Genomic DNA, 13,314 nt, shown 5'->3' with positions numbered 1-13,314 from the left:
TTGTCCTTGTGGTGCTGTCGGTTGCCGGGGATATGCCGGGTCACAAATCTATAGTCGATGCTGTCCATTTAAGCAATCTGGTCCAGCCTGTAAGCCTTGCTTGTCAGTATCTGTGTCAGTTCATGGACTTACACAAAAAGACCCGGCCAAATGGCCGGGTCTGTCATTGATAGCTGCGTGAGTCAAGTGAGATCAGAAGGGGGCGTCGATATCCACCACATTGATCAGCTTGTGGTTGACGAACTCTTTCAGGCCTAAGTCGATCAATTCGCGGCCATAGCCGGAGCGGCGGATACCGCCAAAGGGCAGATCGGCCTTGACCATGGTGGGGTGGTTGACAAACATCATCCCGGTAGAGACTTGTTTGGCTACCGCCAGACCGCGTTGTTTGTCGGCGGTGAATACCGAACCACCGAGGCCGAAGGGAGAGTCGTTGGCAATGGCAATCGCTTCCTGTTCATCTTTGGCCTTGAGGATCATGGAGACAGGGCCAAAGAACTCCCAGTAGTAAGCCGGGTTGTCCGGGTTGACATTGGTGAGTATGGTCGGCTGCACAAAGGCGCCTTGCTCCGGCACTTTGGGGCCGACTTCGGTAGCCGTGGCACCATGCTCAACCGCTTCACGAATTTTCTGCTTCACTTCATCTGCTGCGCCCTGGGATGACAGTGGGGCCAGGGTAGTATTCGGATCCATGGGGTCGCCGGCTTTAAGCTTGGCCACACCTTGGGTATAGCCTTCCATAAACTTGTCATAGATGGCTTCCACCAGGATCATTCGCTTGGATGAAACACAAACCTGACCCGCATTCCAGTGACGGCCGAACACCGCCCAATCTATGGTTTTCTCGAGTTCGGCATCTTCCAGCACGATAAAGGCATCAGAGCCGCCCAGCTCCAGGGTGGATTTTTTCAGCGCCTTGCCGGCCTGGGATGCGATAACGGCGCCGGCACCTTCAGAGCCGGTCAGGGCCACGCCATGCACCTTGGGTGAGTTAATGATCTGTTCGATTTGATCCCGGGTGGCATACAGGTTTTGGAAGGCGCCCTGCGGCAGCCCGGCATCACGCATCAGGCTCTCAAAGGCGGCGGCGCACTGAGGCACATTGGAGGCGTGTTTCAGCAGCAGGGTATTACCGGCTGAAAGCTGTGGTGCCAGGATCCTGGCAATCTGGTAGTAGGGGAAGTTCCATGGCTCAATGGCCAACAATACCCCCAGAGGTTCATTGACTAAAAGGGCTTCCCCTTCGGCGGGATCGGCCACCGGCAGTTTCTGCGGTGCCAGCAGTCTCTCGGCATGCTCTGCATAGTATTCGAGGATTTGTGCCGACAATTCTACTTCGGCCTCCGCCTCTCCAATGACTTTACCCATCTCCAGAGTCAGCAGCTCTGCATAGCGGCGCTTGCTGTCTCTGAGCAGGGCTGCAGCCCGATTGAGTATTTCAGCCTTGGTGGCGAAGGGCGTATTGCGCCAGCTCAAGAAGGCCTGGTGGGCCGATTCAATCGCCTCGGTGACTTGGACGTCAGTGGCGTTGGGGAATTCTTTGATGAGCTCTCCCGAGAAGGGATTGATCGTTGCATATGCCATGTGTTCCTCCCAGCGTTGCAAGTAATAGGGTATTGATGCCAACTCCTGGCATCGGGTGAAAATGTTTGGATTTATCGTGGATTCCGGCCCTCAGAGGCGAGTGGCTGGAAATAAAGCTCAAACCTTTCTACTCCTTAAATGGCGATAGTTGTGTGATGAGTGTCACGCAAATCCCCGGGGTTCCGCCGGCCGGTGATTTTTAATCCTTTTTTGTTAGGTCTTTGTTTTTAAAAAACTTAAAAACATCTTTGACTAACAAAAATGTAACCTTGGGCCTTGCTGTTATTTAAAGAAGGCTGCAAACCAACTCGCGGAGGGTTTGCAGCTCTGGCTGTTGTCAGTCCTGGCGGCGATAGCGCTCGGCCATGGCGTTGGCGGCTATCATCGCCTGATAGACATCATCGGCGCTGATAGCCATAGGCATATTGCCCATGGTATCGCCTTCGGCGCAGGCGATTTCGGCGACCTTGCGCCACTCTTCTTCGCAAAAGTGCTTCAGCCCCATATCTGCCAGAGTCAGCGGCAATCCCGCGGTTTTAATGATGCGGACAACATTGTCTATTTCACTCTGTGGAGCGTTTTCCAGCACCAGTTGGGTCAAGAGGCCAAAGACCACCTTCTCGCCATGTTGGGCGCCATGCAGCTCGGCAACCGCTGACATACCATTGTTGACCGCATGCGCTGCCGCAAGGCCACCGGCTTCGGCGCCGACACCGCTTAAATAGATGGTTGCCTCTATGGTTTGCTCAAGCGCCGGGGTGACTATCTTGTTGTTTACCGCATCCATTGCGGCGGCAACGTTTTCACTCAGCAATTGATAGCACAGCTGCGCCAGTCCAAGGCCGGTACGCGAGGGCTTTTTCAACACCAGGTTAACGCCATCGGCCTGATAACAGGCCCTGGCTTCAAAGTAGGTGGCCAGGGCATCGCCTATACCCGCGGCAAAGAAACGCGCCGGTGCTGCGGCGATGATGCTGGTGTCGGCAATCACGGCATCCGGATTCTGTGGCAGGAATAGATAGCGTTCAAACTCACCCGCTTCGGTATAAATCACTGACAGAGCCGTACAGGGCGCATCGGTTGACGCTATGGTGGGGTAGAGAACGACGGGGTGCTTAAGGTGAAAGGCAACGGCCTTGGCGGCATCCAGTGTCTTACCGCCGCCGACACCCACTATTACGTTGGCATGAGCCTGCTCAGCCAGGGCGGCAAGCCGCTGGATCTCGGCTTCACTGCACTCGTAGTTGAATTTTTCCAGTTGGTTACTGATGTCATTTTGCTCAAGACCCGCCAGGGCTTCATCCTCAAGCCTGCCGAGAATAAACTCATCGGCAATAATAAAAGCATTGTCGCCGAAGTCATGCACATATTCGTGCATTTGCGACAATAAGCCTTTGCCAATAATGAACTTTTTGGGAGATGTGACGGTACGTGGAACTGCTGTGCTCATATGGCCTCCATTACATTCAGACTCGGATCCTTGTTCAAAGAGACTCTATCACAGCCAAGATTTAAAGCTATGGCGCAACTGTCTGGTTTTTGTTGTGTTGGTGGCAATAAAAACTGGCTTTTGGTTTGAATGGCTAATTGAATAACTGGGATTTTTCTTTTATCTGGTGAGTCTGTGGCGCCAGTGGTCAAGTCCTTGGCGGGCAAGGGGAGAGCGGCGGCAAGTTGGTTGCAGCCACCGTCTTTTGCAGGAATGACGTTCGGCCGCTATCCATTTCCTTTAGGAGGGGATTGACGGCATTGGTTCAGCAGGGTTTGCAAGTGGCCACCGAGCTGCTGATCCTTGATATCAGTGCCGTTTTTCAGTAGCTGTTCGACATCTGCCAAAGCCTTGTCTATTCCCTGGGATTCGATAAGTGTGCTGACATAGGCGGCGAGATCCGCTCCCTTATTCAGCAGTGCGGCTGCGTTTTCAAAACTGAAGCCCTGCTCCAGTAATTGCTGAATTTGGCCGAGCAGCTCGCTGACCCTGGCGGGCTCGGCCAATACGCCATCGACCTGGATCAGCTCACCAAGCGGATCGCGGCTGAGCTTTTCAGCGACGCAGGCGGTTACCGAGCTGACCTCGGCGCTGCGATTGATGGCATCCAGACCTTGAGAGCGGATCTGCTCAATGGCTTGTTGCAACTCTTGATCTTTGGCGAGCCACTGCTGCTCCAGTTGCGCCTTTTCATCTGCGGCAAACCAGCCGCAGCCGGAGAGTGTGCCAAGGGCCAGGGCCGAAAGCATCCAGAGAGCGGTTTTGGGGTTAGGGAAATACTTGCCTAAGGTGTTGGCTAGCTTCATCCACAGGACTCCTGAAAAGATTCTCAGAGTTCACAGTATCCGCCATCAGCCTTAAGCCGGGCTGAACAGCTTTGAGTCCTTGATACGGTTTGCGCGAACGCAGGCTTGGCAGTGAGGTCAAAAAGATAGACGGGGAGCCTTGGCTCCCTGCCTTAAAGATTAAAGCCCGGCGAACGTAAAGGGCTTGGCCGTGACAAAGTCCGACAGCGCGTTACCTGAGTAAATGCTGTTGTTGTTGATGGTCAGCTTTTTCACATCTTGCTGTTTATTGAAGTCGATGCCCTTCATATCGACCCAGAAGGTGTTGGGGGTTAAGGCGGTTTCAAAGTAATACACCCGATTTTTATGATCCGAGACCGAGCGCCACCGGGTCGAAGAGATATTCGGCTCAGTCTCGGAAGCTATGCCGAAAGGCACAGAGGCGTTACGAATGACGCTGAAGGCGCCGGCAACCGCCACCCGGGTATTGGCTGTCTTGGGAATGGCATCCATATAGAAAGAGGCCCTGACAAACCTGTCGGCGGCGCGGTTGGTTCCCGGCAACATGGTAAAGCCGCCAATCTGCTGCCAATACTGGTTCAGTGCCAGCTGCTGCTCGAAGATGGGGGAGTTGGTCATAACCCGGTACTTTTGGTCGTGATGGATCACCAGCTTGCCGTCTATGTACTCGAATATGGCACTGTCACCTACGGCATCGGAAATCGACAGATGCAGGGTGGCAAAGCGTTGGGTACCGGGAATATTGGCGGAAACCACTACAAAAGGCTCGGCTCTCAAAGCATCGACGGCTTCGGCGACAGTGGCAAAGTTATCCAGCACATATTGCACCCAGGCGGCGACCGACAGGCCTTTTCGTTTACCCTGGTACTCGGGATAGCTCGACTCTGCCAGCCATAACAGATTGGCCACCAGGCCCTTCTCGTTCATGCCGTCGGTGCTGGAGATATCAAAGGCGCTGGTGACCAGGCTGCCGTAGCGTGAAGTCCAGGCGACTGAGTTGTCGCCGACTGCCCCATGGCGCTGCATGCCGCGGGGAAACAGCCACAGGCTCGCCGGGATTTCGTCGCGCCAGTCCATGGAGCGGGCGGTGATCACCAACTGCTCTTCGCCGTGATAGACGGCGCGGGTGCAGGCCTGCGCCGTAGTGCCGATAACCAGCATTAAGGCGCTGCTGATTAAGGTGATGAGTTTCCGATTCATAGTGACTTCCCTGTTTGATTGCTAAAGAGAGTTAAAGGTGTTGAACGCGTAATGGCAAGCCGGGTTGTTAATCCTGGCAATTATCTCAAGTGAAACAGCGCCTCCAAACCTGGGTTTTCTGTGTCTTCCCCCGGATGATACAGGTAGCAGCTGATGCGGGCATAGTTATCCAGATCGCCGCGCCACAGGCAGCTGGCTTCAATATCCCGCTCTTGTTGCTGAAAACGGATCCTAAGCACCTTGGCATCGCCGTTCAGCACCGGCTCTATGGCTGCTGTTCCTTGAATGCTTAAGCCTTCTATCTCCCGGCGCACCTTAAGTTCGCCGCCCTGCTCATAAATGCTCATCTTGCCCGTGTAGCTGGCATCTGAGTCAATGGCTTTGCCAACCAGCTGATAATTGCCCTGCAGATACTGCTTAAAAAGCTCATCTACTTCGGCAAATGCCGCAGGCGCCAGGCAGAGGGAAAACAATAGTGCCAAACGGCGAATAAACGGGTTATTCATTGACCTTCCTTAGATTTGTATATCTATAGCTTGGTGCATCTTTGCTGCCGCTCTGGCAGCCTTTTTTACTGTTTCAGAGCCTTGTTGTGGTTGAAGTCGGCAGCGGCACGTATCAGTGCCTTGAAAGCCGTTTCATCCAAGGATTGGCCCTCGGTAATATCTATGGCTCTACGCTGTTTGCCCTCAAGACCTGCATTAAACAGCTTGTGGGGATCCGGCAGCGAAGCGCCATTGGCAAATGTCAGTTTCAATTTGGCTTTGTATGACTCGCCGGTACAGAGTATGCCTTGGCTTGACCATACAGGTACGCCGGACGGGTTCGTTGGCTTTACCCATTTGCATTCTTCAACTGCCTCGGGAATAGCTGCCTTGATAAGTTCGCGGATATGGCCAAGCATCTCGGCGCGCCAGCCGCCCAGGGCGGCAATCTTGTGGTCGATAGAAACACTACCGTCGGTTTGCTGCAATTTTTTGTCCATTTGTGTTCTCCCTGGCTCGCTTGCGAGTGCGAGCCTGACTCTGTGTTATTTGACAGCAGGATAGACCAAGATGGATAACGCTGCTCCAGCGAACGTCGATTCAATGGTCACTGCCCAACAGTCTTGCAATCGCCTGCTGCGCCGCCGGTGCACACTTGATGATACCCACCATGTCTATCCAGTCCAGGCTTTCTATCTCGGCGGCGGTAATGATGTCGCCACTAAAGCCCGCGCTGAAACAATGCATGGTCAGCTCAGTGTTCTCGAAGCCGAAGGCCTTATCCGTAATGCTGAACCTGTGGCAAATGGTGTCTTGCTGCAGATTTATGCTGAGCTCTTCCTTCAACTCCCGAGTCAGGGCTTGTTCAAGGGTTTCACCCGGTTCAGGTTTGCCGCCGGGAATAAAGTACTTATCTTTGCCCTTGGATTTGACACACAAGACTTTACCGTCTTTTTCATATAGCCAGGCTACACTTTGCAATTGTTTCATGGGGTTCCTTGTTTACAACTAAGTTTACAACTAAAACCAAATCAATAACTGCCAGACTTTCCCCAGCAGACTCGGGAAGAGTCGCGGCAGTAACAGCGCCGTCAGGGCAAATACTGCCAGTGTCAGCCACCAACCCTGGCTGCCGATAAAGGCTTGGCCGTTGCTCCACAGGGCCAGATGTTTATTGGTTGCCAACCAAAGCAGCGCCGCGGTCGGCACGGCAAACACCAGAGCGGCCAGTTGCCCCATGAGCAGGCCAACAAGCCAACCGGAGTTGGTCTTGCTGCGCGCAGTTGATGACCCTTTGCCGCTGTTTCTATTTCGTGAGCTATGTTTCATGGGCGATGCTTTATTGACCGTGTGTTATGGACAGTTCATGCTCTTTATCTGAGAGCAAGTGCTGTGGTGATTGCCCCTTTGGTGTCTTTGGGGCAGTAAAATACTGCTGCGGTTGGATCAGTTTAACCCCCAACATATTGGCCAAATATTGCTCCAGGAACACCTTGTGACTGGCACCGACTATCACCAGCACCCGGGCTCCAGGGTTAGCTGCCACCACGCGCATGATGTGGGAGCTCATGTTGAGATTGCGTATCTCCCAAAGGGCAACCCGGGAGAGCGCCGCATCCTGGGTTAAATCTTTATCGATAAACAGGCTCCACTCCTGGTCAATGACGGCCCTCTGGTACTCCTGGCTGTTTAGCCAGGAAAAGAGCGGCAACCAGTTGCCTGTCTCAAGCGCCTCTGTCTTTAGCCTTTGTGGCTTGTTGATATAGTCGCTTTTGGCCAGAGCGGCGGCATGAGGCGACTGATTGTAAGACTCCAGCAGCCGCGCTTCGATGGAGCGGTAGAGATCTTTATCCAGATGATCATCTATCGGATAAATGCGCTTGAGCTTCAGGGCCATGGCCAGGTTATTGCCAAGGGTGTTTTTCTCGTTATTGCTCGCGGCAAGTTGCTCCAGATAGTGCTGCAACTCGGTGGAAATAGTCTGGCTTGCCGCGGTTTTGTCCAAATAATGCCAGTGCAGCAGGGCTATCTCTTTGTGATAGGCGGCAACGGCCAACTTGATGAGCCTTGCTCGCTGCACAGGTTCAAGGCTTGTCTCGTCCAATAAGGGCTCCAGACTCTCAAGCGCCTTTTGCGCCGAGAGCCGCAACTCCTGCTGCTCCTTTATCGCCAGCGCCAGAAATCTTTGTCCCACAAAATGATCCAACACAGTTTGATACTCGCCTGAGCCGTTGATCATGGTGGCGATATCCTGTGGCCGCAGTGACTCTACAGCTATGGCCGTAGGCTGGTAACGGGAGAGTGGCTCAAGGATCGAGGATAGAGAGCAGCTGTCCAATTGCTGTTTGATATTGCTCAGGTGCAGGCTGCCAAGCACCATCACCTGGGTTTGCAGCTTACTCTTGGCACTGAGTTGTTGCAGTGCACTCTTTGTACTCTCTGTGCCTAAAGCGGCAGCTTCTGTGGCGGTTGCATGAACTTGGGCAATACTCGATGCCGCCAGGCAGGCAAGAAGAAGCAGTACTTTGGTGGCCAAATTGAGTCTCCAAATTATGATTGTTTTTTTTACCCTATATCCGTGTTGGATACGACCGGCATCGGACTAAGGGGCTTTGCAACATCGGCTGGGCAGTATTTTGGGGTTTCACTAAGAGGGGAGAGAGCCCGACTTTCCCTGTCGCATGCAGCTGCCTGATGTAACAGGCAGAGAATCGAGCCTTAGTCGTAGCATCCAAGCTCTAAAGTATAAAAGCGTTAGCCGCTCTTGACTGGCGTCAGATTCGCGTCAAGCCATCCATTGCCAATGCCGTTTCAGGTTAATGGATAGCCACTGTGTATACAAGAGGGGATACAAGAGGGGGAATACAAGAGGATATAAAAACTGTGGATGCTGGTGGGACAGAACAGTGAAGCTATAAGACTCAGTTAGTGCATTTATTTTCTAAGCGCAGGTGGAACTTTGCCCCTCCGAGGCATGGAGAGTAACGCATCGCGTTGGCTACGAACGAGATGCATGGACGCCGAGCTGGCTCATACCCGGGGAAGTGTATGGCCGAGACATAGCCTCGAGGGATAATGAGCCAGCTCACCCTCCTTGGTTTGTGCTCGAAGCACCTTGCTATGCAACTAGCTATGTAACTAGCTACGCAACTAGCTACGCAACTAGCTATGCAACTCGCGCCGCGTCACAGATGTGCCTGTGCGAAAATTTGCGGCAGGTAATAGGAAAATCCGCCGCTGTAAGCCCTGCAAGTGTTGGTGGGGGGGAATTGTCCCTGTTGACTGAATACAAAAACACCCGCAACGGCGGGTGTTTGGGATATCACATCTCTGCGGGGGCAAAGGGTCTGATTTACAGTGCCATCTCTGGCACATGTTCCGGGACGATAAGCTTGCCGGCGGTTTTGGCAACTATCTCCTCGACACTCACACCTGGTGCCCGCTCCAGCAGGTGGAAGGCGCCGTCCTTGATTTCGATAAAGGCCAGGTCTGTCAGTACCCGCTTGATGCAGCCGTAACCTGTGAGCGGTAACTCACATTTGCTCAGCAGTTTGGAGTTGCCGTGTTTGTCGGCGTGCATCATGGTGACTATGATATTGTCGGCGCCGGCCACCAAGTCCATGGCGCCGCCCATGCCTTTAACCAGCTTGCCGGGGATCATCCATGAGGCGATAGAGCCTTCGACATCCACCTCGAACGCGCCCAGTACCGTGAGATCCACATGCCCGCCACGGATCATGGCGAAGCTCTCGGCGCTGGAGAAGAAAGACGCGCCCTTGACGGCGGTAACGGTTTGCTTGCCGGCGTTGATCAGATCCGGATCTATAGTGTCTTCGGTGGGGAATTCACCCATGCCCAAGAGGCCGTTTTCCGATTGCAGCATCACCTGCATGCCCTCGGGGATATAGTTGGCCACCAGAGTCGGGATACCTATCCCCAGGTTGACGTAGTAACCGTCTTTGAGTTCCTTGGCGACGCGTTGGGCCAGTTGTTCTCTTGAAAGTGCCATTTTGCTCTCCTGCCCTTATGCCTGTTTGACTGTGCGCTGTTCGATACGCTTCTCGAACACACCCTTGATGACGCGATCCACATAGATGCCCGGGGTGTGGATATGATCCGGGTCCAGCTCACCCGGCTCGACTATCTCTTCCACTTCCACCACTGTTATCTTGCCGGCGGTGGCCATCATGGGGTTGAAGTTGGCGGCTGTCTTGCGAAATACCAGGTTACCCATGGTATCGGCCTTCCAGGCGCGGATCAGCGCGAAGTCGGCGGTCAGTGCCTCTTCCAGCACATAGTGGCGGCCATTGATTTCGCGGGTCTCTTTGCCATCGGCCACCGGGGTGCCGTAGCCGGTGGCGGTAAAGAAGGCGGGGATCCCGGCGCCGCCGGCGCGGATCTTCTCCGCCAGAGTGCCTTGCGGGGTAAGGATCACATTGAGCTCGCCGCTGAGCATCTGCCGCTCAAAGGTGGCGTTTTCACCCACATAGGAGGCGATCATTGTGCTTATCTGCTTATGTTGCAGCAGCAGCCCCAGCCCGAAGTCGTCCACCCCGGCGTTATTGGAGATGGCGGTCAGGCCGCTAACGCTCAGTTTGACCATTTGATTGATAAGGCCTTCGGGAATGCCGCAAAGGCCAAAACCGCCCACCATGACTGTCATATCATTGGTGAGACCTGCGAGCGCTTCGTCGTAGCTGCCGACGACTTTATTGAGTCCTGCCATAGTGATGTCCTTGCTGTTTATTATCTGTCGTTATACTGCTTATCTGTTGTGCCACCTGGAGGCCTTAAGCTCCCAGGGCTCTGGCTACTTTTGAACCGGTTTGCCGTCCAAGCTGCTGGCTTATCTGCCGTCCGGCCTGGGCCAGTTTGTTGAGATCTATGCCTGTGTCTATACCCATACCATGCAGCATGTAGACAAGATCTTCACTGGCCAGATTACCGGATGCGCCTTTGGCATAGGGGCAGCCACCGAGTCCGGCGACCGAGGTATCTATTACACTGACGCCGGTTTCCAGGCAGGCGAGAATGTTGGCCAGCGCCTGACCGTAGGTATCATGGAAGTGTAGCGCCAAGCGCTCTACCGGCACGCGCTCGGCCACGGTTTCCAACATTTTGCGGGCCTTGAGCGGTGTACCTACGCCTATAGTGTCGCCGAGGGATATCTCATAGCAGCCCAATTGATGCAGAATGTCGGCGACCCGAGCCACTTCTGCCGGGGCGATTTCACCATCATAGGGGCAACCCAGTACGCAGGAAACATAGCCACGAACCCGAATGCCTTGCTCCTTGGCCCGGCTCAGCAGGGGCTCGAAGCGGGCGATGGACTCTTCGATGGAGCAGTTGATGTTCTTCTGGCTGAAGCCTTCGGAGGCGGCGGCAAATACCGCCACTTCATCGGCGCCGGCATCCAGCGCCAACTCCAGGCCCTTGAGATTGGGAGTCAGGGCGCTGTAGCAGACGCCAGCGCGGCGTGAAATGCCGCGTAGCACCTCGCCCGAGTCTGCCATTTGCGGCACCCACTTGGGTGACACAAAGCTGGCGGCTTCGATGCGCTTCACCCCGGCATCGGCCAAGGCTTCAATCAGGGCTATCTTGGCCTGAGTGCTGACCGAGGTTTCATTTTGCAGGCCGTCTCTTGGGCCCACTTCAAACAGGCTTACCTTGGGAGGCAGCATTTTTAAGCCTCCTTGAGTTGTTCGCTGAGCTCCAGCAACTGGGCGCCATCGCTGACTAGTTCGCCGGGCTGGAAGAAAAACTCACTCACAGTGCCATCGAAAGGCGCGGCTATGGTGTATTCCATCTTCATCGCTTCCATCACCATCAGCCCTTGGCCGGCCTTAACGCTGTCGCCCACAGCCACCAGATGGGTGACTATGGTGCCATTCATCGGCGCCTTGAGCAGATCGGCGTGGTTGGCCTGCTCCTCTTCCAGCTCATTCTGAATGGCGCGAAAATGACAGGCGCTAAGCTCGCCGGAGCGGCCAAGTAGGGTAAAGTCCATGCCCTGGCGGCTGATTCGCTGGCTGCTGATATGCCCATCGACCACACAGCGAAGCGTGTCACCACCGGCTTCATCTGTGCTCAGCTCGCCTTCGATAACCAGGGTTTGGCCATCCAGTGTCAGTTGCCAGCTATCGGCCTTGGCCAGCTCAGTCAGCTGCAGGTGATGAATATGGTGTTCATCGTCCATCAGGGCAATATCGTGGCGCTTGGCGCTGTTGAGTCTAAAGCCACTGGCGCTGCCCCAGGGCGAGGAAGGGTCCTGACTGTTTGCCTGTTTGGCCCGGGAGTCGCGTTTGCGCCACAGCATTTCATACAGGGCGGCTTTGGCCAGCAGTGGCAAGGGCAGGGCACTGTCTTTCGCTTGAGGCAGCAGCTGTGCTTGATAACGCTCAATAAAATCTGTGCTGAAGTCGGCGCCGGCAAAGGCCGGGTGAGCGGCGATTTTACCCAGGAAACCGATATTGTGTTTCAGGCCGGTGAGCTGGAACTCATCCAGAGCCCTTTGCAGGCGCTGCAGCGCTCTTGGGCGTGACTCATCCCAAACAATCAGCTTGGCTATCATGGGATCGTAGAAGTTGGAGATTTCATCGCCTTCACGGACCCCTGAGTCGATACGCACATGGCGCGATGGTTTGGGCTCGCGCAGGAAGTTGAGCTTGCCGCTGGCGGGCAGGAAGTCGTTATCCGGATCTTCGGCATAAATTCGCACTTCAAAGGCATGGCCATTAATGGCAACTTGCTCCTGAGTGAGGGGCAGAGGCTCTCCGGCGGCGACCAGCAGTTGCCAGTGCACCAGATCTGTCTCTGTCACCAGCTCGGTAACAGGATGCTCTACCTGCAAACGGGTATTCATCTCCATAAAGAAGAAGCTGCCGTCTTCCTCTGTGGCATGGGTGTCCAGCAGAAACTCGACCGTGCCTGCACCCACATAGTCGATGGCGCGGGCGGCGGCTACGGCGGCTTCACCCATGCGGCGGCGCAGGGCGTCGCTGAGGCCGGGGGCCGGCGCTTCTTCCACCACTTTCTGGTGGCGGCGCTGAATCGAGCAGTCCCTGTCTGACAGATAGATGGCATTGCCCTGGGTGTCGGCAAATACCTGCACTTCTACATGGCGCGGCTGCTCCAGGTAACGCTCCATCAACAGCTTGTCATTGCCAAAACTGGAGGCGGCTTCACGGCGGGCCGAGTCGATGGCCGACTTGACTTCCGTCAGGCTGCGGACAATCCGCATTCCCTTGCCGCCGCCACCGAAGGCGGCCTTGATCAGCAGCGGGAAACCGATTTTCTCGGCTTCACTGAGCAGAACTTCATCGCTCTGGTCATCACCGTGATAGCCGGGCACCAGCGGCACTCCGGCGCGGCCCATGATGAGTTTGGCGGCGCTCTTGCTGCCCATGGCTTCTATGGAATCGGCCTTGGGACCGATAAAGGCGATATTGGCCCGTTCACAGGCAGCGGCAAAACCGGCGTTTTCCGACAGAAAACCATAACCAGGGTGGATCGCCTCGGCGCCACAGGCCTTGGCGATATCGATAATGGCATCGCCCTTGAGGTAGGAGTCGGCCGGCGCCGAGCCCCCCAGATAAAAGGCTTCATCGGCCATGGCCACGTGGGCGGCATGGCGATCGGCATCCGAGAACAGTGCGACAGTGCGTACACCCAATGACCTGGCGGTACGTATGATGCGACAGGCAATTTCGCCGCGGTTGGCAATCAGAATCTTGTTGAACATCTTACATCC

The 13,314-nt window shown here is 55.0% G+C and carries 13 protein-coding genes; all 13 read right to left on the bottom strand.

Annotation, left to right across the window (positions count from 1 at the left end; translation table 11 throughout):
• Positions 1 to 192: 192 nt before the first annotated feature.
• On the bottom strand, positions 193 to 1,584 hold the full coding sequence (locus tag ACSHSR_RS14870; RefSeq protein ID WP_208223459.1) for an NAD-dependent succinate-semialdehyde dehydrogenase: 1,392 nt from the start codon (positions 1,582 to 1,584) through the stop codon (positions 193 to 195).
• A gap of 337 nt (positions 1,585 to 1,921) precedes the next feature.
• Positions 1,922 to 3,034, bottom strand: coding sequence for a glycerol dehydrogenase (locus ACSHSR_RS14865; RefSeq protein WP_335900761.1), 1,113 nt, complete (start codon positions 3,032 to 3,034; stop codon positions 1,922 to 1,924).
• Positions 3,035 to 3,300: 266 nt separating this feature from the next.
• Positions 3,301 to 3,879: a hypothetical protein gene (locus tag ACSHSR_RS14860; RefSeq protein ID WP_313906573.1), complete on the bottom strand. Its 579-nt coding sequence runs from the start codon at positions 3,877 to 3,879 to the stop codon at positions 3,301 to 3,303.
• Positions 3,880 to 4,038: 159 nt separating this feature from the next.
• Positions 4,039 to 5,079, bottom strand: coding sequence for a linear amide C-N hydrolase (locus ACSHSR_RS14855; protein ID WP_335900762.1), 1,041 nt, complete (start codon positions 5,077 to 5,079; stop codon positions 4,039 to 4,041).
• Between the two features lie 80 nt (positions 5,080 to 5,159).
• Positions 5,160 to 5,585, bottom strand: coding sequence for a hypothetical protein (locus tag ACSHSR_RS14850; RefSeq protein ID WP_304715316.1), 426 nt, complete (start codon positions 5,583 to 5,585; stop codon positions 5,160 to 5,162).
• A 65-nt stretch (positions 5,586 to 5,650) separates the two neighbouring features.
• Positions 5,651 to 6,064, bottom strand: a complete 414-nt coding sequence (locus tag ACSHSR_RS14845; RefSeq protein WP_335900763.1) for a DUF1801 domain-containing protein — start codon at positions 6,062 to 6,064, stop codon at positions 5,651 to 5,653.
• Positions 6,065 to 6,164: 100 nt separating this feature from the next.
• The gene (locus ACSHSR_RS14840; protein ID WP_285699322.1) at positions 6,165 to 6,554 is read right to left on the bottom strand and encodes an NUDIX hydrolase; all 390 of its coding nucleotides are present in this window, start codon (positions 6,552 to 6,554) and stop codon (positions 6,165 to 6,167) included.
• Between the two features lie 30 nt (positions 6,555 to 6,584).
• Complete coding sequence (locus ACSHSR_RS14835; RefSeq protein ID WP_479630879.1) at positions 6,585 to 6,893, bottom strand: hypothetical protein; 309 nt, start codon at positions 6,891 to 6,893, stop codon at positions 6,585 to 6,587.
• A gap of 10 nt (positions 6,894 to 6,903) precedes the next feature.
• Entirely contained in the window at positions 6,904 to 8,100 is a 1,197-nt protein-coding gene (locus ACSHSR_RS14830; RefSeq protein WP_479630878.1) for a DUF5694 domain-containing protein, read from the bottom strand.
• Positions 8,101 to 8,916: 816 nt separating this feature from the next.
• Positions 8,917 to 9,573, bottom strand: a complete 657-nt coding sequence (locus tag ACSHSR_RS14825; RefSeq protein ID WP_025009400.1) for a CoA transferase subunit B — start codon at positions 9,571 to 9,573, stop codon at positions 8,917 to 8,919.
• A gap of 15 nt (positions 9,574 to 9,588) precedes the next feature.
• On the bottom strand, positions 9,589 to 10,290 hold the full coding sequence (locus tag ACSHSR_RS14820; RefSeq protein WP_208183252.1) for a CoA transferase subunit A: 702 nt from the start codon (positions 10,288 to 10,290) through the stop codon (positions 9,589 to 9,591).
• Positions 10,291 to 10,354: 64 nt separating this feature from the next.
• On the bottom strand, positions 10,355 to 11,245 hold the full coding sequence (locus ACSHSR_RS14815) for a hydroxymethylglutaryl-CoA lyase (protein ID WP_208125677.1): 891 nt from the start codon (positions 11,243 to 11,245) through the stop codon (positions 10,355 to 10,357).
• 2 nt (positions 11,246 to 11,247) lie between these two features.
• Positions 11,248 to 13,305, bottom strand: coding sequence for an acetyl/propionyl/methylcrotonyl-CoA carboxylase subunit alpha (locus ACSHSR_RS14810; RefSeq protein ID WP_317058798.1), 2,058 nt, complete (start codon positions 13,303 to 13,305; stop codon positions 11,248 to 11,250).
• Positions 13,306 to 13,314 lie beyond the last annotated feature (9 nt).

The organism is Shewanella sp. VK101 (assembly GCF_056497865.1).
This window is presented reverse-complemented; position numbering and strand designations above follow the sequence as displayed.

Excerpts from the sequence above, each read along its gene's own strand:
- ACSHSR_RS14845 (WP_335900763.1), bottom strand. The coding sequence starts at position 6,064 with ATGGACAAAAAATTGCAGCAAACCGACGGTAGTGTTTCTATCGACCAC.
- ACSHSR_RS14825 (WP_025009400.1), bottom strand. The coding sequence starts at position 9,573 with ATGGCACTTTCAAGAGAACAACTGGCCCAACGCGTCGCCAAGGAACTC.
- ACSHSR_RS14855 (WP_335900762.1), bottom strand. The coding sequence starts at position 5,079 with ATGAATCGGAAACTCATCACCTTAATCAGCAGCGCCTTAATGCTGGTT.
- ACSHSR_RS14865 (WP_335900761.1), bottom strand. The coding sequence starts at position 3,034 with ATGAGCACAGCAGTTCCACGTACCGTCACATCTCCCAAAAAGTTCATT.
- ACSHSR_RS14860 (WP_313906573.1), bottom strand. The coding sequence starts at position 3,879 with ATGAAGCTAGCCAACACCTTAGGCAAGTATTTCCCTAACCCCAAAACC.
- ACSHSR_RS14810 (WP_317058798.1), bottom strand. The coding sequence starts at position 13,305 with ATGTTCAACAAGATTCTGATTGCCAACCGCGGCGAAATTGCCTGTCGC.
- ACSHSR_RS14870 (WP_208223459.1), bottom strand. The coding sequence starts at position 1,584 with ATGGCATATGCAACGATCAATCCCTTCTCGGGAGAGCTCATCAAAGAA.
- ACSHSR_RS14835 (WP_479630879.1), bottom strand. The coding sequence starts at position 6,893 with ATGAAACATAGCTCACGAAATAGAAACAGCGGCAAAGGGTCATCAACT.
- ACSHSR_RS14815 (WP_208125677.1), bottom strand. The coding sequence starts at position 11,245 with ATGCTGCCTCCCAAGGTAAGCCTGTTTGAAGTGGGCCCAAGAGACGGC.
- ACSHSR_RS14820 (WP_208183252.1), bottom strand. The coding sequence starts at position 10,290 with ATGGCAGGACTCAATAAAGTCGTCGGCAGCTACGACGAAGCGCTCGCA.
- ACSHSR_RS14850 (WP_304715316.1), bottom strand. The coding sequence starts at position 5,585 with ATGAATAACCCGTTTATTCGCCGTTTGGCACTATTGTTTTCCCTCTGC.
- ACSHSR_RS14840 (WP_285699322.1), bottom strand. The coding sequence starts at position 6,554 with ATGAAACAATTGCAAAGTGTAGCCTGGCTATATGAAAAAGACGGTAAA.